The 20682-nt window shown below is 71.6% G+C and carries 15 protein-coding genes; 8 read left to right on the top strand and 7 right to left on the bottom strand.

The features are described from left to right. Window positions 1-26: 26 nt before the first annotated feature. The 3 genes from BIU96_RS16785 to ileS are packed head-to-tail and all read right to left on the bottom strand — an operon-like array spanning window position 27 to window position 5151. Window positions 27-443 carry a DUF4233 domain-containing protein gene (locus tag BIU96_RS16785; RefSeq protein WP_071293754.1) on the bottom strand — a complete coding sequence of 139 codons (417 nt, stop codon included), beginning with the start codon at window positions 441-443 and terminating at the stop codon, window positions 27-29. Further along, a complete protein-coding gene (locus tag BIU96_RS16780) occupies window positions 440-1885 on the bottom strand; it encodes a folylpolyglutamate synthase/dihydrofolate synthase family protein (RefSeq protein ID WP_083403019.1) in 1446 nt (481 codons plus the stop codon). Before BIU96_RS16780 ends, BIU96_RS16785 begins: the two co-directional genes overlap by 4 nt. Next, window positions 1882-5151: an isoleucine--tRNA ligase gene (ileS, locus tag BIU96_RS16775; protein WP_071293753.1), complete on the bottom strand. Its 3270-nt coding sequence runs from the start codon at window positions 5149-5151 to the stop codon at window positions 1882-1884. Before ileS ends, BIU96_RS16780 begins: the two co-directional genes overlap by 4 nt. Before the next feature lie 241 nt (window positions 5152-5392). Between ileS and BIU96_RS16770 the strand changes: the two genes are divergently transcribed. Continuing rightward, window positions 5393-6424, top strand: coding sequence for a cation diffusion facilitator family transporter (locus tag BIU96_RS16770; RefSeq protein ID WP_071293752.1), 1032 nt, complete (start codon window positions 5393-5395; stop codon window positions 6422-6424). Window positions 6425-6555: 131 nt separating this feature from the next. Here BIU96_RS16770 and BIU96_RS16765 read toward each other — a convergent pair whose 3' ends face one another. Together BIU96_RS16765 and BIU96_RS19585 are read right to left on the bottom strand one after the other, a co-directional pair. Next, on the bottom strand, window positions 6556-8073 hold the full coding sequence (locus BIU96_RS16765) for a phospholipid carrier-dependent glycosyltransferase (protein WP_139200107.1): 1518 nt from the start codon (window positions 8071-8073) through the stop codon (window positions 6556-6558). A gap of 64 nt (window positions 8074-8137) precedes the next feature. After that, window positions 8138-8737: a TetR/AcrR family transcriptional regulator gene (locus BIU96_RS19585; protein WP_071293750.1), complete on the bottom strand. Its 600-nt coding sequence runs from the start codon at window positions 8735-8737 to the stop codon at window positions 8138-8140. A gap of 32 nt (window positions 8738-8769) precedes the next feature. On the opposite strand from BIU96_RS19585, the gene BIU96_RS16755 reads away from it, so the two are divergent. Genes BIU96_RS16755 through BIU96_RS16740 form a run of 4 tightly spaced genes read left to right on the top strand, consistent with a single transcriptional unit; the run spans window position 8770 to window position 14027 of the window. After that, window positions 8770-10431 carry an ABC transporter substrate-binding protein gene (locus tag BIU96_RS16755; protein WP_071293749.1) on the top strand — a complete coding sequence of 554 codons (1662 nt, stop codon included), beginning with the start codon at window positions 8770-8772 and terminating at the stop codon, window positions 10429-10431. A gap of 10 nt (window positions 10432-10441) precedes the next feature. Beyond that, window positions 10442-11500, top strand: a complete 1059-nt coding sequence (locus tag BIU96_RS16750) for an ABC transporter permease (RefSeq protein WP_368072982.1) — start codon at window positions 10442-10444, stop codon at window positions 11498-11500. Next, complete coding sequence (locus tag BIU96_RS16745) at window positions 11497-12378, top strand: ABC transporter permease (RefSeq protein WP_071293748.1); 882 nt, start codon at window positions 11497-11499, stop codon at window positions 12376-12378. Before BIU96_RS16750 ends, BIU96_RS16745 begins: the two co-directional genes overlap by 4 nt. Then, a complete protein-coding gene (locus BIU96_RS16740) occupies window positions 12375-14027 on the top strand; it encodes an ABC transporter ATP-binding protein (RefSeq protein ID WP_071293747.1) in 1653 nt (550 codons plus the stop codon). The genes BIU96_RS16745 and BIU96_RS16740 overlap by 4 nt, the downstream gene beginning before the upstream one ends. Window positions 14028-14129: 102 nt before the next feature. Here BIU96_RS16740 and proP read toward each other — a convergent pair whose 3' ends face one another. Next, window positions 14130-15695: a glycine betaine/L-proline transporter ProP gene (gene proP / locus BIU96_RS16735; protein ID WP_254786219.1), complete on the bottom strand. Its 1566-nt coding sequence runs from the start codon at window positions 15693-15695 to the stop codon at window positions 14130-14132. A gap of 269 nt (window positions 15696-15964) precedes the next feature. Here proP and valS point away from each other — a divergent pair, with 269 nt between their 5' ends. Both valS and BIU96_RS16725 read left to right on the top strand, forming a co-directional pair. Continuing rightward, the gene (gene valS, locus BIU96_RS16730; protein ID WP_071293745.1) at window positions 15965-18559 is read left to right on the top strand and encodes a valine--tRNA ligase; all 2595 of its coding nucleotides are present in this window, start codon (window positions 15965-15967) and stop codon (window positions 18557-18559) included. A 20-nt stretch (window positions 18560-18579) separates the two neighbouring features. Next, window positions 18580-18831 carry a hypothetical protein gene (locus BIU96_RS16725; RefSeq protein WP_071293744.1) on the top strand — a complete coding sequence of 84 codons (252 nt, stop codon included), beginning with the start codon at window positions 18580-18582 and terminating at the stop codon, window positions 18829-18831. 167 nt (window positions 18832-18998) lie between these two features. On the opposite strand, the gene BIU96_RS16720 is transcribed toward BIU96_RS16725, so the two are convergent. Further along, window positions 18999-19838, bottom strand: coding sequence for an alpha/beta fold hydrolase (locus tag BIU96_RS16720; protein ID WP_071293743.1), 840 nt, complete (start codon window positions 19836-19838; stop codon window positions 18999-19001). Window positions 19839-19982: 144 nt separating this feature from the next. Here BIU96_RS16720 and BIU96_RS16715 point away from each other — a divergent pair, with 144 nt between their 5' ends. Further along, entirely contained in the window at window positions 19983-20594 is a 612-nt protein-coding gene (locus BIU96_RS16715) for a TetR/AcrR family transcriptional regulator (RefSeq protein WP_071293742.1), read from the top strand. The last annotated feature ends 88 nt before the right edge of the window (window positions 20595-20682 follow it).

Here is a 20682-nt window from a genome sequence, read left to right as displayed (position 1 = left end):
CCTGTGTTCGGGGTCGAATGTGGTGGTCAGTCCTCGCCGATGGCCGCTCGGCGCGCGGCGTTCATGCGGTCGAGCTGACCGCCCTTGACGAAGCAGAAGACCCACAGCGCCAGGAACACCACGGCGACCGCGAACATGAACGGTTCGATGAACCCGGTGGCGAGGATGGCCGCCTGCAGCAGCCACCCGAACCATACACCGGCGGGCTTGCCGGTCAGGCGTGAGGCCAGCGCCAGCACGACCATCGCGCCGATGCCGCCGCCGAACGCCGCGGCCGGCGGGAGGGTCCCCTTGCCGAACACGACGAGCATCGGGAAGAAGAACATGATCGCCTCGAGCACGAGCGCGATGGACAGCAGGCTCTCCTGGGCCCCGCGTTCGCGTCGCGGCTTGCGGACGCGCGGGGCACGGCCCGGCCTGGAGGCCCGTGGTGCGTCCGTCACTTCGCCGTGCCTTCCCGGTGCACCAGGTCCATGACCCGGCCCACCATCACGATGGAGCCCGCGACGAGCACCATGGCGTCCTCGGCGTCCGCCTCGTCCGCCAGGTCGCGCGCTTCCTGCAGCGCGGCCGCGAGTGAGGGTTCGACGACGACCCGGTCCTCGCCGACCTCGTCGACGACGATCCGGGCGAACTCGTCCGCATCGAGCGCCCGGTCGCCCGGGGGCTGCGTGACGACGAACGTCGAGATGGTGCCCTTGAGCGCGCGGACGAACCCGCGGGCGTCCTTGTCGCCGAGGATCCCGACGACGCCGACGACGTGCTCGGACGGGAACGCCACGGGCAGGGCCTCGGCGAGGGCACGGGCGCCGTGCGGGTTGTGCGCCGCGTCGACCACGACGGTCGGACCGGTCGCGATCGGCTGGAGGCGTCCGGGGCTGGTCGCACCCGCGAGCCCCTCGGACAGGACGTCCTCGTCGAGGGGCTGCGAGCCGCGGCCGAGGAACGACTCGACGGCGGCGATCGCCACCGCGGCGTTGTGGGCCTGGTGCTTGCCGAACAGCGGGAGGAACAGGTCGTCGTAGCGGCCGGCGATCCCCTGCACGGTGATGAGCTGCCCGCCCACGGCCGGCGTCACGTCGACGACCCAGAAGCCGTCACCCTCGACCGCGAGGGTCGACTCGGTGAGTTCGGCAGCGCGCTGGAGCTCCGCGAGGGCCTCGGGGACCTGTGCGCTCGACACGACGGACGAGGACGGCTTGATGATCCCCGACTTGGTGCGGGCGATCTCGGCGACGGTGCTGCCGAGCTGCTTCGCGTGGTCGATCGCGATCGGGGTGAAGACCTGCACCTGGCTCTGCACGACGTTCGTGGAGTCCCACTCGCCGCCCATGCCGACCTCGATCACGGCGACGTCGACCGGCGCCTCGGCGAAGCACGCCAGGGCGAGGACGGTCAGCGCCTCGAAGAAGGTCAGCGGGAGCTCGCCCTTGGCGGTGAGCTCCTGGTCGGTGAGCTCGAGGACGGGGGCGATGTCGTCCCAGTTCTCGACGAAGCGGTCCGGCGCGATCGGTGCGCCGTCGATGACGATGCGCTCCCGGATCGACACCAGGTGCGGGCTCGTCATGAGGCCGGTGCGGAGCCCGTGCGCGCGCACGATGCTCTCGGCGATCCGCGCCGTCGAGGTCTTGCCGTTCGTGCCGGTCAGGTGGATCACCGGGTACGACAGGTGCGGGTCGCCGAGGAGCTCGACGGCGCGCCGGGTGGCCGACAGCCGGTGTTCGGGCGACTGCTCGCCGATGCGGGCGTACAGCGCCGCCTCGACGCGCTCGACCTCGTCGTCGTCCGCGCCGAACGGCACGGACTCCGTCGGGTCGACGTCGCCGGCGGGGCCGACCGGGATCTCGATGCCGTCCTCGGACGGCTCTTCCGGGTAATCGCTCATGCGCGTGCCACCTCCACGGACACCTTCGCACCGTTGCCGACGTCGGTGCCCTCGCTCTGCGCGAACTCGGCCGTCTCGACGTCGACGCTCGTCGACAGGGTCTCCCCCGCGATGAGCTGTTCGTGGGTCCGGACGGCGTCCACCGCGTCGGCCGTGACCCGGAGTCGCAGGGCGATCCGGTCGCTGACGTCGAGGTCGGCGTCGCGGCGGGCCTGCTGGACGGCGCGGACGACGTCGCGGGCGAGCCCCTCGGCCTCGAGCTCGGGCGTGGTGACGGTGTCGAGCACCGCGAAGCCGCCGCCGTCGAGGAACGCCACCGCGACGCTGTCGTCGGCCACGGTGAGGTCGAGCGTGTACTCGCCCTCGACCAGGTCGATGCCGCCGACGGTGACGCCGGACTCGGTCGCGACCCAGTCGCCCCGCTTGGCGGCCGGGATCACCTGCTGCACCTGCTTGCCGATCCGGGGTCCGGCGGCGCGGGCGTTGACGGTGAGCTTCCGCTCGATGCCGTAGCGACCGAGCGAGGATTCCTCCTGCTGCTCGAGCACGACCTGCTTGACGTTGAGCTCGTCGCGGAGGATGTCGGCGAACGGGGCGACGGCCGCCGGGTCCGGCACCACGAGGGTCAGCGTGGCGAGGGGCAGGCGGACACGCTTGCCGGTCGCCTTGCGGAGCGCGAGTCCCTTCGAGGCGACGTCGCGGACGCGGTCCATGGCGTCGACGAGGGCGTCGTCGGCCGGGAACTCGTCGGCGTCCGGGAAGTCCGTCAGGTGGACGCTCCGGCCGCCGGTCAGGCCGCGCCAGATCTCCTCGGTGACGAGCGGGGCGAGCGGCGCGGCGACGCGGGTGAGGGTCTCGAGCACCGTGTACAGCGTGTCGAACGCCGCCCGGGCCTCGGGTGAGGACTCCGCGCCGAGCCAGAACTTGTCGCGCGACCGACGGACGTACCAGTTCGTCAGCACGTCGGCGAAGTCCCGCACGGCCTGGGCCGCGAGCGGGGTGTCGAGCGCGTCGAGGTGCGTGGTGACGTCCTCGACGAGCACCCGGGTCTTCGCGAGCAGGTAGCGGTCGAGGACGTCGGTGCTGTCCGTTCGACGGGACGCCTGGTACCCGTCGTCCCCGGAGGCGTTCGCGTAGAGGGTGAAGAAGTAGTACGTCGACCAGAGCGGGAGCAGGAACTCGCGGACGCCCTGGCGGATCCCTTCTTCGGTGACGACGAGGTTGCCGCCGCGGATCACCGACGACGACATGAGGAACCAGCGCATCGCGTCGGCACCGTCGCGGTCGAACACCTCGGAGACGTCCGGGTAGTTCCGGAGGGACTTCGACATCTTCTGGCCGTCCGAGCCGAGGACGATGCCGTGGCTGATGACGTTCTGGAACGCCGGACGGTCGAACAGCGCGGTGGACAGCACGTGCATGACGTAGAACCAGCCGCGCGTCTGCCCGATGTACTCGACGATGAAGTCGGCCGGGCTGTGCGAGTCGAACCACTCCCGGTTCTCGAACGGGTAGTGCACCTGGGCGTACGGCATCGACCCGGAGTCGAACCAGACGTCGAACACGTCGGAGATCCGGCGCATCGTGGACCGCCCGGTCGGGTCGTCCGGGTTCGGTCGGGTGAGGTCGTCGATGAACGGGCGGTGCAGGTCCACCTCGCCCTCGGCGTTCAGCGGCAGGCGGCCGAAGTCGCGCTCGATGTCCTCGAGCGACCCGTACACGTCGGTGCGCGGGTACTCGGGGTCGTCCGACTGCCACACCGGGATCGGCGTGCCGAAGTACCGGTTGCGGGACACCGACCAGTCGATGGCGTTGCCGACCCACTTGCCGAACTGGCCGTCCTTGACGTTGTCCGGCACCCAGTTGATGTCCTGGTTGAGCTGGCCCATGCGGTCGCGGAGCTCGGTGACGCGGACGAACCACGACGACACGGCCTTGTAGATGAGGGGCTTCCGGCAGCGCCAGCAGTGCGGGTAGCTGTGCTCGTAGGACGCCTGGCGGAGCAGTCGACCGGCGTCGCGGACGGCCTTGGTCAGCGGCTTGTTCGCGTCCGACCAGAGCATCCCCGCGACCTCGCCGAACTGCGACGTGAAGACGCCGCCCTCGTCGAGGGACAGCACGACCGGGATGCCGGCGGCGGCGCAGACCTCTTGGTCGTCGGCGCCGTAGGCCGGCGCCTGGTGCACGATGCCGGTGCCCTCGCCGGTCTCGACGTAGTCGGCGACGAGGATGCGCCAGGCGTGCTCCATGCCCTCGGCATCGGCCAGGAAGTCGAACAGGCGCTCGTACTCGACGCCGTCGAGCTCAGCACCCGTCAGGGTGCGGGCGACGGCGGCGAGCGCCTCGTCACCCGAGGCGTAGCCGAGCTCCTTCGCGTGCGCGGCCACGGTGTCCGAAGCCAGCAGGTAGGAGACGGAACCGGCGTCGGCACCGTCAGCCGCGCCTCCAGGCCCTGCCGGCACGACCGCGTAGGCGATCTCAGGACCGACGGCCAGGGCGGCGTTCGTCGGGAGGGTCCACGGGGTCGTCGTCCAGGCGAGTGCCCGCACGCCGGTGAGCTCGAGCGCGTCCGCGCGCGAGCCGTGCAGCGGGAACGAGACCGTGACGGACTGGTCCTGGCGCATCTTGTAGACGTCGTCGTCCATGCGCAGCTCGTGGTTCGACAGCGGCGTCTGGTCGTTCCAGCAGTACGGCAGGACCCGGAAGCCCTCGTAGGCGAGCCCCTTGTCCCACAGCTGCTTCCACGCCCAGAGGACGCTCTCCATGAAGGTGACGTCGAGGGTCTTGTAGTCGTCCTCGAAGTCGACCCAGCGCGCCTGGCGGGTGACGTACTGCTGCCACTCGTCGGTGTACTGCAGGACCGACTTCTTCGCGGCGGCGTTGAAGACGTCGACGCCCATCTCGTCGATCTCGTGCTTCTCGGTGATGCCGAGCTGGCGCATCGCCTCGAGCTCGGCGGGCAGGCCGTGGGTGTCCCAGCCGAAGCGGCGGTGCACCTGCTTGCCGCGCATCGTCTGGTAGCGCGGGAAGACGTCCTTCGCGTAGCCGGTCAGCAGGTGGCCGTAGTGCGGCAGGCCGTTCGCGAAGGGCGGGCCGTCGTAGAACGTCCACTCCGGGCAGCCCTCGCGCTGGTCGATGGACGCCTGGAAGGTGCGATCGCCCTTCCAGAAGGCGAGGATCCCCTGCTCGACGGCGGGGAAGGACGGCGACGGGGTGACGCCGTCGCGGGCGTCGTCGGAACGGTCTGCGTTCAACGGGTAAGGCACCGGTGCTCCTCGTGGGTTCGGTCGATCTCCACGAGGACGGAGCGTGCTCCGCGGTACCACCTCGCTTGCCGCGGGTGCCGGTTCGACACGTCCACGACCGCTCGTCGTCGGGGTGGTGACGGTCCCGAACCCGCCCGGTTCTACTGACGGACCAGGTCCGCGTTCTTCCGGGAGCTCCCCGGTGATGTCCGGATCGGTGCTCTTGGAACGCGAGTCTACCGGACGGGAGCATGCTGGAGCGATGCCCGCATCCTCGGAGCAGGACCGTCCCGAGTCCTCGCTCACCGTCATCATCGCGTTCGCCGCGAACCTGCTCGTCGCGATCGCCAAGACGGTCGCCTCCATGCTCACCGGGTCGGCGTCGATGGTCGCCGAGGCCGCGCACTCGTGGGCGGACACCGGGAACGAGGTCTTCCTGCTGGTGGCCGAGCGTCGCGGCGCCCGGAAGCGCGACAGCGCCCACCCGCTCGGGTACGGCCGCGAGACGTACATCTGGTCGATGTTCGCCGCGTTCGGCCTGTTCACCGCCGGCGCGATCGTGTCGATCTACCACGGCATCTCAGAGCTCGGGGACACCGGGCCCGCTTCGGACGTGGTGGTGAACTACGTCGTGCTCGCGGTGTCGTTCGTGCTCGAGGGCACGAGCTTCCTGCAGGCGTACCGGCAGGCGCACGGTGCCGCCACGAAGCGCCGCGTGCCGGTGCTCCGCCACGTGCTGCAGTCGTCGAACCCGACGCTCCGTGCCGTCTTCGCCGAGGACGCCGCCGCGCTCGTCGGCCTGGTCGTCGCGTTCCTCGGGGTGTTCCTGCACCAGATCACCGGCCTGGCGGTCTTCGACGCGATCGGGTCCATCGCGATCGGCGTCCTGCTCGGCGTCGTCGCGATCGTGCTGATCGACCGCAACCGCCGGTTCCTGCTCGGCGAGAGCACCTCGCCGGAGCTCGAGAACGCGGTGCTCGTCGAACTGCTCGGCCGGTCGCAGGTCGAGCGGGTCACGTACCTGCACCTGGAGTTCGTCGGGCCGTCGCGGGTCTACCTCGTCGCGGCGGTGGACCTCACCGGCAACGAGAACGAGGAGCACGTGGCCGTCCGACTGCGGGAGGTCGAGCACTCGCTCGAGCAGAGCCAGTACATCGAGGAGGCCGTGCTCACGCTGAGCCTGCCGGGCGACCAGTCGCTCGTGCCGACCGACGACGACGTGCCCGAGGTCGTCCGGGACGGCACCGTGGAGGACGTGGCGTCCGGCGGGGCGGGAACCCTCCGGACGGAGTGAGCGCCGGCGGCGGGCGAGCGGCTGCGCGCTCCCGCAAAAACGCAACGTGGGCGGTTGCTCGCAGCGGTATGGCGCTGCGCGAACCCGCCGAGGTTGCGTTTTGCGGGACCCTCCGGACGGAGCCAGCGCAGTCAGCGCTGCAGGGACACCGCCCCGCCGTCGATCACGATCGCACCGCCGCCCGCCGGCACCCACACCCGCAGGTCGTCGATCCGGAACGCCGTCAACCGTGACCGTTCAGCGGACAGGAAGGCCCGGACCTGCTCCGGCACCGGGAAGCGGTCGTCGGTCCCCTGCACGATCGCGCCGTACCGACCGGCGACCGGCACGTCCACGCCGCGGTCGGCGAAGTACGGGCGCCATCCCGGTGCCCCGTACTCGGTGAACAGGATCCGGCCGCCGTCCACGCCGTGCGCCCGGAGCTCCCGGTCGAGCAGCGCCAGCCCCGACGGCCGCACCCGCGCGACCGCGACGGTCTGCTGGGTCGCGGGGACGACTGCCGCGCCGACCCCGAGGACGACCACGGCGGCGATCACCGTGGTGGCGGCCACGGGCACCCGGCGTCCGGCACGGTGGCCGGTCCGCACGCGGACGGCGAGCGAGACGCTCTGGCCGAGCCGGGCGAAGCCGACGGCCGCGAGCGCGATCACGACCGGCATCCACGCGTCGTAGTAGTGCGCGAGCGCCACCTTCGACGCACCGAAGAACACCATGACCGGGATGATCGCGGCGAGGAGGTACACGACGAGCTGGTCCGGCCGGACGAACAGCGCGGCGACGATCCCCACGACCAGCACCGCGACGAGCACCGGCGTGGTGCCGACGACCATGTACCAGTACTGCGACCACCACGGCGCGAACCGGTACGTGTGGCCGGCGATCTCCGCCAGGTGGCCGTTCGCGTCGTGTGCCGATTGGAAGTCGAGCATGTACGTGAGCCCGCGGACCATGCCGACGGGCGCGTACGACGCCACGAACGTCACCGCGAACGCCGCGGCTGCGATCACGCCCCCGACGAGCAGCTCCCACCATCGCCGGAACAGGATCGGCAGGACGACGATCGCCACGACGAACAGGGCGCCGGTGGCCTTCGACGTGACGGCGAGCCCGAGGGCTGCACCGGCGACCGCCGCCCACGCCCAACGCCAGCGACTGCTCGTGGTGATCCACGCCCAGGCGGCGGCGAGCGCGAGGACCACGAAGAACACCATCACGGGCTCGAGGAGGGCGATCCGGTCGATGCGGACCGCGGTGCCCGAGCCCGGGTCGAACGCGTCGGGGCCGTTCGCGCGCGGAGTCAGCCACCAGAGGCCTGCCGCGAGGAGCGCGCCCCAGTGTCCGAGCGGTCCACGCAGCCAGAGGAAGAGCACCACGCCGGTCGCGAAGACGGCGGTGCCCGCCACGAGACGCGGGCCGAGGACGCCCTGCCCGACGACGAGCTGGGCGAGGCCGTAGAGGTACTTGGCGGTCGGCGGGTGCTCGAGGTTGAACGTGACGACCCCGTGGACGTACTGCCAACCGGCCTGCACGTAGATGAGTTCGTCGCCGTCGAGCACCTGCTGCCCGATGTGCCAGAAGCAGACGAACACCCCGGCGAGGGCGACGATGGCGAACACGGGCCAACGCCCCACGCGTACCCACGACTGCACGGCGACGATCCTCCCACAGCGGTCGGCGCGCACGACGCCGCCGCGAGCCAGCCTGTGCACCTCGTCAGTGCGCGTCGAGCCCCGCGGCCACCGGCGTCAGCGCAGCCCCCACGTACTCGACGAGCGGCCGCCGGCCCACCCCGTCGGCGACCCACACGCCGAAGGCCGCCGCAGCAGCCCCGAGCATCGCGCCGGACACGGTCTGCGGCCAGAGCGCGGCGGGGTGGTCCCCCGTCCGTCCGGCCACGAACGACGCCACGGTCGCGTGCTGGGCGGTCACCCGGGCGGCGACGCTGGCGACGAGTTCCGGTCCGATGCCCATCACCTCGGCCTGCGCGATCGCCCACGGCACCCGCTCCGGGTCGTGCGCGCGAGCGGTGGCGAGCAGGGCCTGCTCGACGGCACGGACGGCGGAGTCCTCGGTCGAGGCGGCGAGGTGCTCCGGCAGCGAGGCGACCGCGGCGTCCAGCTCGAGCCAGAGCACGTCGGACTTCGCGGTGAAGTAGTTGAAGAACGTCGCCCGGCTCACCCCGGCGCGCACGGCGACCTGGTCGACGGTGGTCCGGCCGTAGCCCTGCTCGAGGAACAGCTCGGCGGCGGCGTCCGCGAGGACCTCGGCACTCGAGCGTCGGGGTCGCCCACCGCGGCGCATCGGTTCGTCCATGCGCCCCAGTAAACCGCTAGACTCGTCCAGCCATGATCTTGGACTCAGTACAGAAAAGCCGCCGCCGTGTCGCGAGCGGGACAGCGGGCGCCGCGGGTGCCCTCGCGCTCCTCCTCGCCCTCACCGGCTGCACGGGTGCCGGCACGAGCACGGCCGACTCGACGCCGCGGAACGGCGGCACGCTCGTCTACGCCTCCGGCGACGCCGAACCGACCTGCCTCGACCCCCATGTCGGCGGCAACTACCCGCAGGCGCTGCTGTCGAGCCAGTACATCGAGGAGCTCACCGCGCTCGACGACGGCAAGCCGGTCCCCGCGCTCGCCGAGTCCTGGAAGACCAGCGACGACGGCACGACCCTCACCTTCACGCTCCGCGACGACGTGACCTTCACCGACGGCACCCCGTTCGACGCCGCGGCGGTCGTCGCGAACATCGAGCACGTGCAGGACCCGGCGACGGCGTCCAGCACGGGGTACCTCGCCCTGCAGTCGATCACGAAGGCGACCGCGACCGACGACCACACCGTCACGCTGACCCTGAGCCGTCCGGACAGCGCGCTGCTCGAGTCCTTCTCGCAGCCGTGGGTCGGCATGGAGTCGCCGAAGGCCCTGCAGCGCTCGCAGGAGGCGAACTGCGAGTCACCCGTCGGCACCGGCCCGTTCGAGGTCACCAACTGGAAGCACGGCGACCGGGTCACCCTCGCGAAGAACACCGACTACACACCGCTCGGCAAGCAGGCCGGCGGCACGACGAAGCCGCGGCTGTCGGGCATCACCTGGCGCTTCCTGCCCGACTCGACCTCGCGCTACGCCGCGCTGCAGTCCGGCCAGGTCGACGTCATCGACAACGCACAGCCCGACCAGCTGAAGGCCGCCTCGTCGAAGGGGTCGATCCGCGACCTCGACGCACCCCGGCCCGGCGCGTCGAACCGGCTCGAGCTCAACTCCGGGCACGGCGTCTTCCGTGACGAGGCCGTCCGCAAGGCGTTCATCGCCGGCGCCGAGGTCGACCCCGGGATCCAGAGCCTCTTCCTCGGCACCGCGAAGCGCTCGTACTCCGTGCTCTCGAGCGTCGAGCCGTACGGGTACTCCGACAAGAGCCTGTTCGGGTACTCCCCGACGAAGGCGAAGCAGCTGCTCGACGACGCCGGCTGGAAGGTCGGCAGCGACGGCGTCCGCGAGAAGGACGGCCAGCAGCTCACCGTGACCTTCCCGGTGTCGACGAACCAGTCGGTGCCGGCCGAGCGCAGCCTGTTCCAGCAGATCCAGGCGTCCGAGAAGGCCGTCGGGTTCAAGGTCGTCCTCAAGGAGCTCGACCTGTCCAGCTGGTACGCCGCCCTCGCGGCGAACGAGTACGACGTCGTCAGCGCTCCGTACACGAAGGTCGGCGCGGACGTCCTCCGCATCCTCTACGACAGCGCGAGCATCACGCCCGCACCGTCGGGGTACTTCGCGAACCTCGCCCAGCTCGACGAGCCGAAGCTCGACGCGCTGCTCCAGCAGGCAGCCCGGACGTCGGACACCTCGGAGCGCGGCGACCTCTACGAGCAGGCGCAGGAGACGATCCTCGCCAGCGGCACGGTCCTCCCCCTCTACGACCAGCAGAACCACTTCCTGATCCGCTCGTCCGTCCACGGGGTGCAGACCACCGCGGTCTCGACGCCGTGGTTCGGCACGGCCTGGATCGACCGCTGACGCGGTGACCGTGACGGACAGGAGGCCCGGCACGCGCCCGGTGGGCCGCCTGCGGACGATCGGCGGCTCGGCTGCAGGGCGGTGGTCCGGATGGGCGGTCCGGCGTCTGCTGGGCGGCATCGGCGTGCTGTGGGCGGTCGCGACGATCGTCTTCGTCGCGATCCGGCTCATCCCGGGTGACCCCGCGCTCGCGATCCTCGGCGGGCCCGGGTCGCAGGCGTCGGCCGAGGCCGTGGCGCAGGTCCGTGCCGAGTACGGCCTCGATCGGCCGGTGCTCGTGCAGTACGCGGTGTTCCTCGGACGCCTGGCGACCGGGCACCTCGGCGACTCGTACGCCTTCCGCACGCCGGTCGCGACGCTCCTCGGGCAGCAGCTCCCCGTCACGCTGACCCTGGCCGTCCTCGGCCTCGTCGTGGCCTGGGCGTTGGCGATCGTCGCCGCGTGGTGGTCGACGCAGCGCGGCCGGTTCGCCGCCGGCCTGACGAGCGCGATCTCCGTCACGGCCAGCGTCACGCCGCACTTCTGGCTCGGCAGCGTCCTCATCGTGGTGTTCGCCAGCGCGCTCGGGTGGGTGCCCGCCGTGAGCGACGGCACCGTCCGAGGCTGGGTCCTGCCCGTCGTCACGGTCGCGGTGCCGGTCGCCGGGTACCTGGCCGAGACGGTCCGCGACGGCGTGGTCGACGCGCAGCGGTCGGCGTTCGCGCTCGCCGCCCGCAGCCGGGGCGAGACCCGCGCGGGGCTCTTCGGTCGCCACCTGCTCCGGCACGCGGCACTGCCGGGCATTGCCCTGTCCGCCTGGGCCTTCGGGTCGCTGGTGTCCGGGGCCGTCGTCGTCGAGTCGGTGTTCGCACTGCCGGGCATCGGACGGGCCCTCGTCACCGCGGTCACGCAGCGCGACATGCCCCTGGTGGCCGGCATCGCGCTGGTGTCCGCAGCGGCGTACGTCGTCGTGCTGGCGGTCGCCGACCTGGTCGAGCGGGCCGTCGACCCGCGCACCGCGGGCCGGACGACCGGGCCGCGTCGGCGTCGCGCCCCGCGCGCCACCCGCACCGGGGCGGGCGCACGGTGAGCGGGATTGCCGAGCCGAGCCTCCAGGCCGGCACGCAGCGCGACCCGTCGACCGGACGGTCCGAGCGGTTCCGTGGGGGGACGCTCGGGCCGGCCGGCACGCTGGCGGCCGTCGTGGTGGCGGTCGCGGTCGTCGCGGCGGTCTGGCCGGCGCTGCTCGGCGGTGGGGACCCGCTCGCCGTGCACCCCGCCCAAGCACTCCGGGCGCCGTCGTGGGCCAACCCGTTCGGCACGGACGAGTCGGGGCGTGACGTCCTCGCGCGGGTCGTCGCCGGTACCCGGGCATCGCTCGTCGTGGGGGTCGTCGCGACCCTGGTCGGCGGCGGGATCGGGGTGGTCCTCGGCGTCGTCGCCGGACTCGGCGGCCGGGTCGTCGACGCCGTCGTCGGGCGCATCACCGAGGTGGCGTTCGCGCTCCCGCTGCTGCTCGTCGCGCTCGTCGTCATCGCGGTCACCGGTCCCGGCACGGTGCCGGCGATGCTCGCCGTCGGGTTCGCGACCGCACCCGGGTACGCCCGGATCGTGCGCGGCCTGGTGCGCAGTGCGCGGAGCTCGCAGGTCGTCGAGACCGCCGTCGTGATGGGCCGCTCCCCCGCGACCATCGTGTTCCGCCACGTGCTGCCCACCGCGCTCTGGCCCGTCGTCGCCGTCGGGACGCTCGGCGTCGGGCAGGCGATCGTGTGGGCCTCCGCCCTCAGCTACCTCGGCGTCGGCACCCCACCCCCGGCCCCGGAGTGGGGCGCGATGCTCGCCGACGGCCGCACCTACCTGCAGACGGCCCCGTGGATGAGCACCTTCCCCGGCCTGGCGATCGTCGTGCTCGCGACCGCGGTGACCGTGCTCGGTCGGGCCCTCCGACGGACGGGAGCCCTCCGATGACCGCACTCGACCTGCACGGCCTCTCCGTCGCCGTCGGTGGCACGACGCTCGTCCACGACGTCGGCCTGCGGGTGGAGTCCGGCGAGTGCGTTGCGCTCGTCGGCGCCTCCGGCTCCGGCAAGACCGTCACGGCACGCGCCGCGCTCGGGCTCTCCGCGCCCGGGTCCTCGGTGCGCGTCGACCGCCTCACCGTCGCCGGGCTCGACGTCCGCGCCTTCTCCGACCGACGGTGGCGTCGCGTGCGCGGCTCACGGGTCGGCTACGTCGGCCAGGAGGCACTGGGCGCGTTGGACCCGCTGCGTCCCGTCGGGCGCGAGGTCGCCGACGCACTGCGCCTCCACACCCACATGAGCGCCGTCGCCCGGGTGGACGCGGTCCGCACCGCGCTCGAGGCGGTCGGGCTCGACCCCGCGATCGCGACCGACGGACGGCTCGCCGGCACGCTGTCCGGCGGGATGCGGCAACGTGCGCTCATCGCGGCCGCCACCGTGTCGTCCCCGGAGCTCGTCGTGGCGGACGAACCCACGACGGCGCTCGACGCGGGGGTGGCCGTCACCGTGATGGAGCAGCTCCGTGCGGCGCAGGCGGGCGGGGCCGGACTGCTGGTGATCACGCACGACCTGGGGCTCGTCGCGGGGTGGGCGGACCGTGTCGTGGTCATGCACGAGGGGCGCGTCGTGGAAGCGGGACCGGTCGCGGCGGTGTTCGCGGCCCCGCAGCACGAGGCGACGCGGGCGCTGGTGCGGGCGGCGTCGCGCGGGACGGCGGCGGCGGGCGCCGGGTCGGCGGCGGCCGGCACCGGGTCGGCGGCGGCTGCCGGAACCGGGCCGTCCGGCGCCGGGACCGGGTCGTCCGGTGCCGGGGCGGTCCTGGCCGCGTCGGGGCTCTCCCGCGCGTTCGAGGGCGTCCCCGCCGTCACCGACGTGTCGTTCGCGCTCGCCCGCGGCCGGGTGCTCGGGGTGATCGGGGCGTCCGGCTCCGGCAAGACCACGATCGCGCGGATGCTGCTCGGCCTCGAGACGCCGGACACCGGCACGGTGACCCTCGACGGCGAGCCGTGGGTGCCGCTCGACGAACGCGACCGTCGGCCCCGACGACACCGGATGGCCGCCGTCGTGCAGGACCCCGGCGCGACCTTCGACGAGCGGTGGAGTGTCGAGCGGGTGCTCGCCGACGCGTTCACCGGCGGCCGCGAACGCTCGGCGGGCGGGGACCTCGGCGCGCGGGTCGACGCCGCGCTCGCGCAGGTCGGGCTCGACCCGGTCCTGCGCCACCGATCGCCGCGCACGCTGTCCGGCGGGCAGCGCCAACGGCTCGCGATCGCCCGTGCGCTGGCCACGGACCCCGAGGTGATCGTGCTCGACGAACCCGTCACGGCACTCGACGCGACCGTGCAGGACGCCGTGCTGACACTGCTGGAGCGGCTGCGGGACGAGACCGGTGTGGCGATGGTCTTCGTGTCGCACGACCTGCGGGCCGTGCGCCGGGTGGCCGACGACGTGCTCGTCGTGCACGAGGGCCGCGTGGTGGAGCAGGGGCCGGCCGCACGGGTCTTCGACCGGCCTGCGCACGCCGTGACGGCGCGGTTGCTGCGTGCGGCCGAGCGGCTCGCGGCCGGACCGCGGCGTGACGAGGCCGGCGCGGCCTGACGGTGCTGCCGTCCCGACGCAGTTTCGCGCCCAGCGACACATCACGCGACCAACCGGCCGGGACGTCTCGCTGAGCGCGAAAGCTCGCAGCGGTGCCGCGGGCTAGGAGTCCGCGGGCTCCTTCTTCGCGGCGTCGGCCGTGATGATCGGGATCTCGCTCGTCGAGAACTCCTTCGCCCAGTCCGACTGCGCGAGGTCCGACGTCGGGTCGTTGTAGTCCTCGATGACCCCGGCGACCTCGTCCTCCGAGCCGACCGTCGGGCCGGAGCCCATCAGCGGCGACGCGGCGGTCTCCTTGGTGAAGTACACCGCGACGAGGCCGATCAGTGCCGCGAGCATCAGGTAGAACGCCGGGATGTCCTCGGCCCACCCGAAGCCGCGGTCCTTCGCGGCGTTGATGAGCGCGGAGGTCGCGAGCGGCGTCGTGCCACCGAAGAGCGACACCGACACGTTGAACGCGATCGCGAGGGCGCCGTATCGGATGATCGTCGGGAACAGCGCCGGCAGCGTCGAGGGCATCGTCGACGTGAAGGTCACCAGGACCACGCCGAGGATGAGCAGGCCGGCGAAGACCCCGACGCCCGTCCCGGTCTGGACGAGCTTCAGGGCCGGCCAGGACAGCAGGATGAAGCCGATGCAGCCCGCGGCCAGCACGGGGCGACGCCCGAACTTGTCGGACAGCCGGCCGCCGAAGGTGATGACGACCATCATGAGCAGCATGACGACCACGATGAGGATGAGGCCGAACGTGGCGTTCTGGCCGAGGTTCTGCTCGAGGTAGGTCGGCATGTACGACAGGAGCATGTAGTCGGTCACGTTGAACACGAGGACCAGGCCGATGCAGATGATGAGCGAGCGCCAGTTCTCCGCGAAGAGCTTGAGGAACGGCGTCTTCTGCCCTTCGCGCTCGGCGGCCTGCTCCTGCTGCTTCTGGAACGCCGGGGTCTCCTCGAGCTTGAGCCGGAGGTAGAGGCCGATCAGGCCGAGCGGGCCCGCGATGATGAACGGGATGCGCCAGCCCCAGCTGAGGAGGGCGTCCTCGGAGAGGCCGAACTGCAGGCCGGTGACGATCGACGCTCCGAGCACGTAGCCGGCGAGGGTGCCGAACTCGAGCCACGAGCCCATGAACCCGCGGCGCTTGTCGGGCGAGTACTCGGCGATGAACGTCGCGGCGCCGCCGTACTCACCACCGGTCGAGAAGCCCTGCACGAAGCGGGCGACGAGCAGCAGGACCGGAGCCCAGAAGCCGATCGAGTCGTAGGACGGGATCAGGCCGATCATGAGCGTGCCGGCGGCCATCAGGATCATCGTCAGCGCGAGGACCTTCTGGCGGCCGATCTTGTCGCCGATCGGGCCGAAGACGGCGCCGCCGATCGGGCGCACGATGAAGGCGGCGGCGAAGAAGCCGAACGTCGCCACGATGTTCGCGGCGGGGTCGCCCTGCGGCAGGAACACCTGCGAGATGGTGACGGTCAGGTAGGCGAAGATGCCGAAGTCGAACCACTCCATCGCGTTGCCGAGCGCCGCGGCGGCGACGGCACGCTTGAGGAGCGACTCCTCGACGACGGTGACGTCGTCCTTCGTGAGATCGCGACGAGCGCGCTTCGCGGCGCCCTTCGTGCGCAACGGCCGATCGCCGTGCGGGTGGGGTGCGTTGTTCGGTGCCAAGTCGTTCCTCCGGTGTGCGGTGCGTCCTTCGGGCGTCCGGCGGACGGCAACGGTGCAGCTCCTGCGAACTCCGCGCTCGCCGGACAAACTCCGACAGACTACCAGGCATTCGGCGTGTCCGACAGGTCTGTGTGCTACCGCGACCCGTGCGGCGACCTGCTCGGCGCGCTCGGCCGCTACGATTGCAGGCACCGCGTGCAGCGTGCGCGCGACATTCAGGCACCTCATCACGGACTCGGTGCCGCACACAGCGAACGGAAGGCGCAGCCATGACGAAGCCCATGCCCGAGAAGCCCACAGTGGACGGGCTCGAAGACGTCTGGGGCCCCGTCTGGGAGCAGGACGGCACCTACCGCTTCGACCGTGCAGCGGCCGGCGACCGCAGCAACGTCTACTCGATCGACACCCCGCCGCCGACCGCCTCGGGTTCGCTGCACATCGGCCACGTGTTCTCGTACACGCACACCGACCTCAAGGCTCGGTACGAGCGCATGCGCGGCAAGCACGTGTTCTACCCGATGGGCTGGGACGACAACGGTCTCCCCACCGAGCGCCGCGTGCAGAACTACTACGGCGTCCGCTGCGACCCGCAGCTCCCCTACGACGGCACGTTCGTCCCGCCGTTCGAGGGCGGTGACGGCAAGTCGTCGAAGGCCGCCGACCAGGTCCCGGTGTCGCGCCGCAACTTCATCGAGCTGTGCGAGCGCCTGACCGTGCAGGACGAGCAGCAGTTCGAGCACCTCTTCCGCACCCTCGGCCTGTCGGTGGACTGGACCCAGTCGTACCGCACCATCGACGACACCTCGCGGGCGAGCGCCCAGCGCGCCTTCCTCCGCAACCTCGAGCGCGGCGAGGCCTACCAGGCCGACGCCCCGACGCTCTGGGACGTCACCTTCCGCACGGCCGTGGCGCAGGCCGAGCTCGAGGACAAGGAGATGCCCGGCGCGTACCACGGCATCGCCTTCCACCGCACCGACGGCGGCGACGACGTCGTCATCCAGACCACCCGCCCCGAACTCCTGCCCGCCTGCGTCGCCCTCGTCGCACACCCCGACGACGAGCGCTTCCAGGACCTCTTCGGCACCACGGTCCGCTCCCCCCTGTTCGACGTCGAGGTGCCCGTGCTCGCGCACCACCTCGCGCAGAAGGACAAGGGCGCCGGCATCGCGATGGTCTGCACGTTCGGTGACACCACCGACGTCGTGTGGTGGCGCGAGCTGCAGCTGCCGAACCGGGCGATCATCGGCTTCGACGGCCGCGTCCGCTCCGACGAGCCGGCGTGGATCGAGTCCGAGGGCGGCAAGGCCCTGTACGCCGAGATGGCCGGCAAGACCGTCTTCTCGGCGAAGAAGGTCGTCGTGGACGCCCTCACCGAGTCCGGCGACCTGGTCGGCGACGTGAAGACGATCAACCACCCGGTGAAGTTCTTCGAGAAGGGCGACAAGCCGCTCGAGATCGTCTCCACCCGCCAGTGGTACATCGTCAACGGCGCCCGCGACGAGCAGCTGAAGGACACGCTCCGGAAGCGCGGCGAGGAGATCGCCTTCCACCCCGACTTCATGCGCGTGCGCTACGACAACTGGGTCGGCGGCCTCTCGGGCGACTGGCTCATCTCGCGCCAGCGCTTCTTCGGCGTGCCGCTGCCCGTGTGGTACCCGCTCGACGCCGACGGCAACCCGGTGTACGACCAGCCGATCGTCCCGACCGAGGCCCAGCTGCCCGTCGACCCGGCGTCCGAGCCGGCACCCGGCCACAGCGAGGACCAGCGCGGCGTCCCCGGCGGCTTCCAGGGCGAGCTCGACGTCATGGACACCTGGGCGACCTCGTCCCTGACCCCGCAGCTCGCGGGCAAGTGGGAGACCGACCCCGAGCTCTACGGCCTCGTCTACCCGTACGACGTCCGCCCGCAGGCGCAGGACATCATCCGCACGTGGCTGTTCACCACCGTGCTCCGCAGCCAGCTCGAGGCGGACACGGTGCCCTGGAAGCACGCGTCGATCTCCGGCTTCATCGTCGACCCCGACCGCAAGAAGATGTCGAAGTCGAAGGGCAACGTCGTCACGCCGCTGTCGATCCTCGAGCAGCACGGCGCCGACGCGGTCCGCTACTGGGCGGCCTCGTCGAAGCTCGGCACCGACGCGGCGTTCGACCCGCAGAACCCGAAGCAGATCAAGGTCGGCCGTCGTCTGGCGATCAAGGTCCTCAACGCGGCGAAGTTCGTCTACGGCTTCCCGCTGCCCGAGGGCGCGACCAGCGTCACCGAGCCGCTCGACGTGGACGTGCTCGCCGAGCTCGGCACGGTCATCGAGCAGGCGACCGCGGCGTTCGACGCCTTCGACCACGCCCGCGCGCTCGAGGTCACCGAGCGCTTCTTCTGGACCTTCTGCGACGACTACCTCGAGCTCGTCAAGGAGCGCGCGTACGGCACCGCGACCGAGTCGACGCACGAGACGCAGGCGAGCGCGGTCCTCGCGCTCCGCGCCGCGATCGACGCGCTCCTGCGCCTGCTCGCGCCGTTCCTGCCGTTCGCGACGGAGGAAGTGTGGGCCTGGACCCACGAGACCAGCGTGCACCGCGCCTCCTGGCCGACCGTGGCCGAGCTGCCCACCCAGGCCGAGCCGACGGGGCTGCTGGCCGCCGTGGGCCAGGCGCTCATCGGGATCCGTGGCGCGAAGACCGCGGCGAAGGCGTCCCAGAAGACGCCCGTCACGCGCGCGGTCGTCGCGGCTCCGGCCGAGACGCGCGCGCTCATCGAGCGTGCGGCGGTCGACCTGGCGGCCGTCGGCCGCATCGAGAACCTGTCGTTCACGGACGGCGCGGAGCTCGCGGTGACCGAGATCGAGTTGGCTGAGCAGCAGGCTTAGCAGACGGACTGGAGGCACGGATGCAGTTGGGCAGACGCTGGAACGTGGGTGCGGAGGCACCCGGGCAACTCCCCGAGGCGGTGGTCGTCGCCGTGCGTGAGGTCGAGGCCGAACTCGCGACCGAGGCCGTCGACACGACCGGGTGGGGCTGGACCCTGACGTTCCTCGAGGGCAAGCCGATGGTCGCGCTCGACGACGGCACGTCGATCCACCTCGACGACGCCGGCCGCGCGCAGGTGACCAACCCGGACGACGCCGCGGAAGAGGACTGAGCGCGCCGCAGGGCGTCGCGTCAGCCCGAGCGCGTCAGCCCCGAGCGCAGCATCCCGTTGTGGGAGCAGAAAACGTCGGGTCCGATGATCGGACCCGACGTTTTCTGTTCCCTCGACTGGGTCACCCGGGAATCAGGGCCGGGTGAACCAGACGACTCGTCCGGGGATCAGGACCGGGCGAGCCAGGTGAGCAGGGCCTCGTTGACCTCGGCGGTGTGCGTGGTCAGCAGGCCGTGGGGCGCACCCTCGATCTCGACGTACTCCGCGGCCGGCAGCGCCTTGGTGAAGCGGCGGCCGGTGGCGTCGATCGGCAGGATGTTGTCCGCCGTGCCGTGCACGATGAGCGCCGGGACGGTGACCTTCGGGATGTCCTGACGGAAGTCGGTCGGCCAGGTCAGCGGTGCCGCGGCAGACGCGATCGCACCGGAACCGGCGGCGACGTTCCACGCGTTGCGGACCTGCTCCTCCGAGATGCGGGTGCCGAGGTTCTCCGACAGGTTGAAGAAGTCCTGGTAGAAGTTCGTGAAGTACGCGTACCGGTCCTTCTTCACGTCGGCGGCGATGCCCTCGAAGAACGACATCGGGCCGGCGCCGTCGGGGTTGTCGTCGGTGATCGCCAGGAACGGCTCGAGCGAGGCGAGGAACGCGACCTTCGCGATCCGGTCCTCACCGTGACGGCCGATGTAGCGGGCGATCTCGCCGGTGCCCATCGAGAAGCCGACGAGGATCACGTCGTGCAGGTCGAGCGTCTCGAGGACGGTGTGCAGGTCGTCGGCGAAGGTGTCGTAGTCGTACCCGGTCGACGGCTGCGAGGACTGGCCGAACCCGCGACGGTCGTACGTGATGACGCGGTAGCCGGCCTCGAGCAGGGCCGGAGTCTGCCCCTCCCACGAGTTGCCGTCGAGGGGGAAGCCGTGGATCAGCACGATCGGCTGACCGGTCCCCTTGTCCTCGTAGTGCAGGTCGATGTCGACGCTGTTCTCGGTCCCGACGGTGATGGTTCCCATGGTGGTTCCTTCCCTGAGAGCGGCCCTGCGGCCGTTCGACCTGGCGGAGAACGATCGTTCTCGGCCGATGTCCACTACACTAGAGAACGTTCGTTCCCCAGCGCAAGTCGGGGATGGTGAACACGCGAGGAACGAGGGACGCACATGGCCACCAGCACGATCCCGACCGGCACGATCTCGACCGGCACCGTCGACCCGGAGGTCCGGGCCCACATCGTCGACGTCGCTGACCAGCTCTTCTACGCGCGCGGCATCCAGTCCGTCGGCATGGACGAGATCCGCACCGGTGCCGGCGTCTCGCTCAAGAAGCTCTACGCGGCGTTCCCGGGCAAGGAACAGCTCATCGCCGCGGTGCTCGCGGGACGCCACGACCTCTGGGAGCGCGGCGTGCACGGCGCGGTCGAGGCTGCCTCGACCCCGCGCGACAAGCTCCTGGCGATGTACGACTTCCTCGAGTCGTGGTTCGGCGACGACACCTTCCGCGGCTGCGGGTTCATCAACGCCTTCGGCGAGCTCGGCGCGACGTCACCCGCCGTCGCCGAGATCGCCCGCGAGCACAAGGACTCCTTCCAGCGCTTCGTGCAGCAGCTCACCGCCGACGCGGTCGCCGACCCCGCCCGGGCCGAGGAGCTCGCCGCCCAGCTCGCACTCCTCGCCGAGGGCGCGCAGACCACGGCGGCCATCGCCGGCACGACGGAGCCGGCCGTGCACGCCCGCCGCGCGGCCGAGACCCTGATCGCCGCAGCAACGCACTGAGCCCGGCGAAACCGGGCACACCCGGTCGAATCGGGCGTACCCGGCGGATCCTTCCCACCGGGTACGCCCGATTCCGCTTTCCAGTCCG

Origin of the sequence: Curtobacterium sp. MCBA15_008 (assembly GCF_001865065.1) — a bacterium.
GTDB lineage: Bacteria > Actinomycetota > Actinomycetes > Actinomycetales > Microbacteriaceae > Curtobacterium.
This window is presented reverse-complemented; position numbering and strand designations above follow the sequence as displayed.

What these genes read in the sequence shown, in the direction of transcription:
- valS (WP_071293745.1), top strand. Translation starts at nt 15,965, where the DNA reads ATGACGAAGCCCATGCCCGAGAAGCCCACAGTGGACGGGCTCGAAGAC.
- BIU96_RS16725 (WP_071293744.1), top strand. Translation starts at nt 18,580, where the DNA reads ATGCAGTTGGGCAGACGCTGGAACGTGGGTGCGGAGGCACCCGGGCAA.
- BIU96_RS16740 (WP_071293747.1), top strand. Translation starts at nt 12,375, where the DNA reads ATGACCGCACTCGACCTGCACGGCCTCTCCGTCGCCGTCGGTGGCACG.
- BIU96_RS19585 (WP_071293750.1), bottom strand. Translation starts at nt 8,737, where the DNA reads ATGGACGAACCGATGCGCCGCGGTGGGCGACCCCGACGCTCGAGTGCC.
- BIU96_RS16755 (WP_071293749.1), top strand. Translation starts at nt 8,770, where the DNA reads ATGATCTTGGACTCAGTACAGAAAAGCCGCCGCCGTGTCGCGAGCGGG.
- BIU96_RS16770 (WP_071293752.1), top strand. Translation starts at nt 5,393, where the DNA reads ATGCCCGCATCCTCGGAGCAGGACCGTCCCGAGTCCTCGCTCACCGTC.
- BIU96_RS16715 (WP_071293742.1), top strand. Translation starts at nt 19,983, where the DNA reads ATGGCCACCAGCACGATCCCGACCGGCACGATCTCGACCGGCACCGTC.
- BIU96_RS16720 (WP_071293743.1), bottom strand. Translation starts at nt 19,838, where the DNA reads ATGGGAACCATCACCGTCGGGACCGAGAACAGCGTCGACATCGACCTG.
- BIU96_RS16780 (WP_083403019.1), bottom strand. Translation starts at nt 1,885, where the DNA reads ATGAGCGATTACCCGGAAGAGCCGTCCGAGGACGGCATCGAGATCCCG.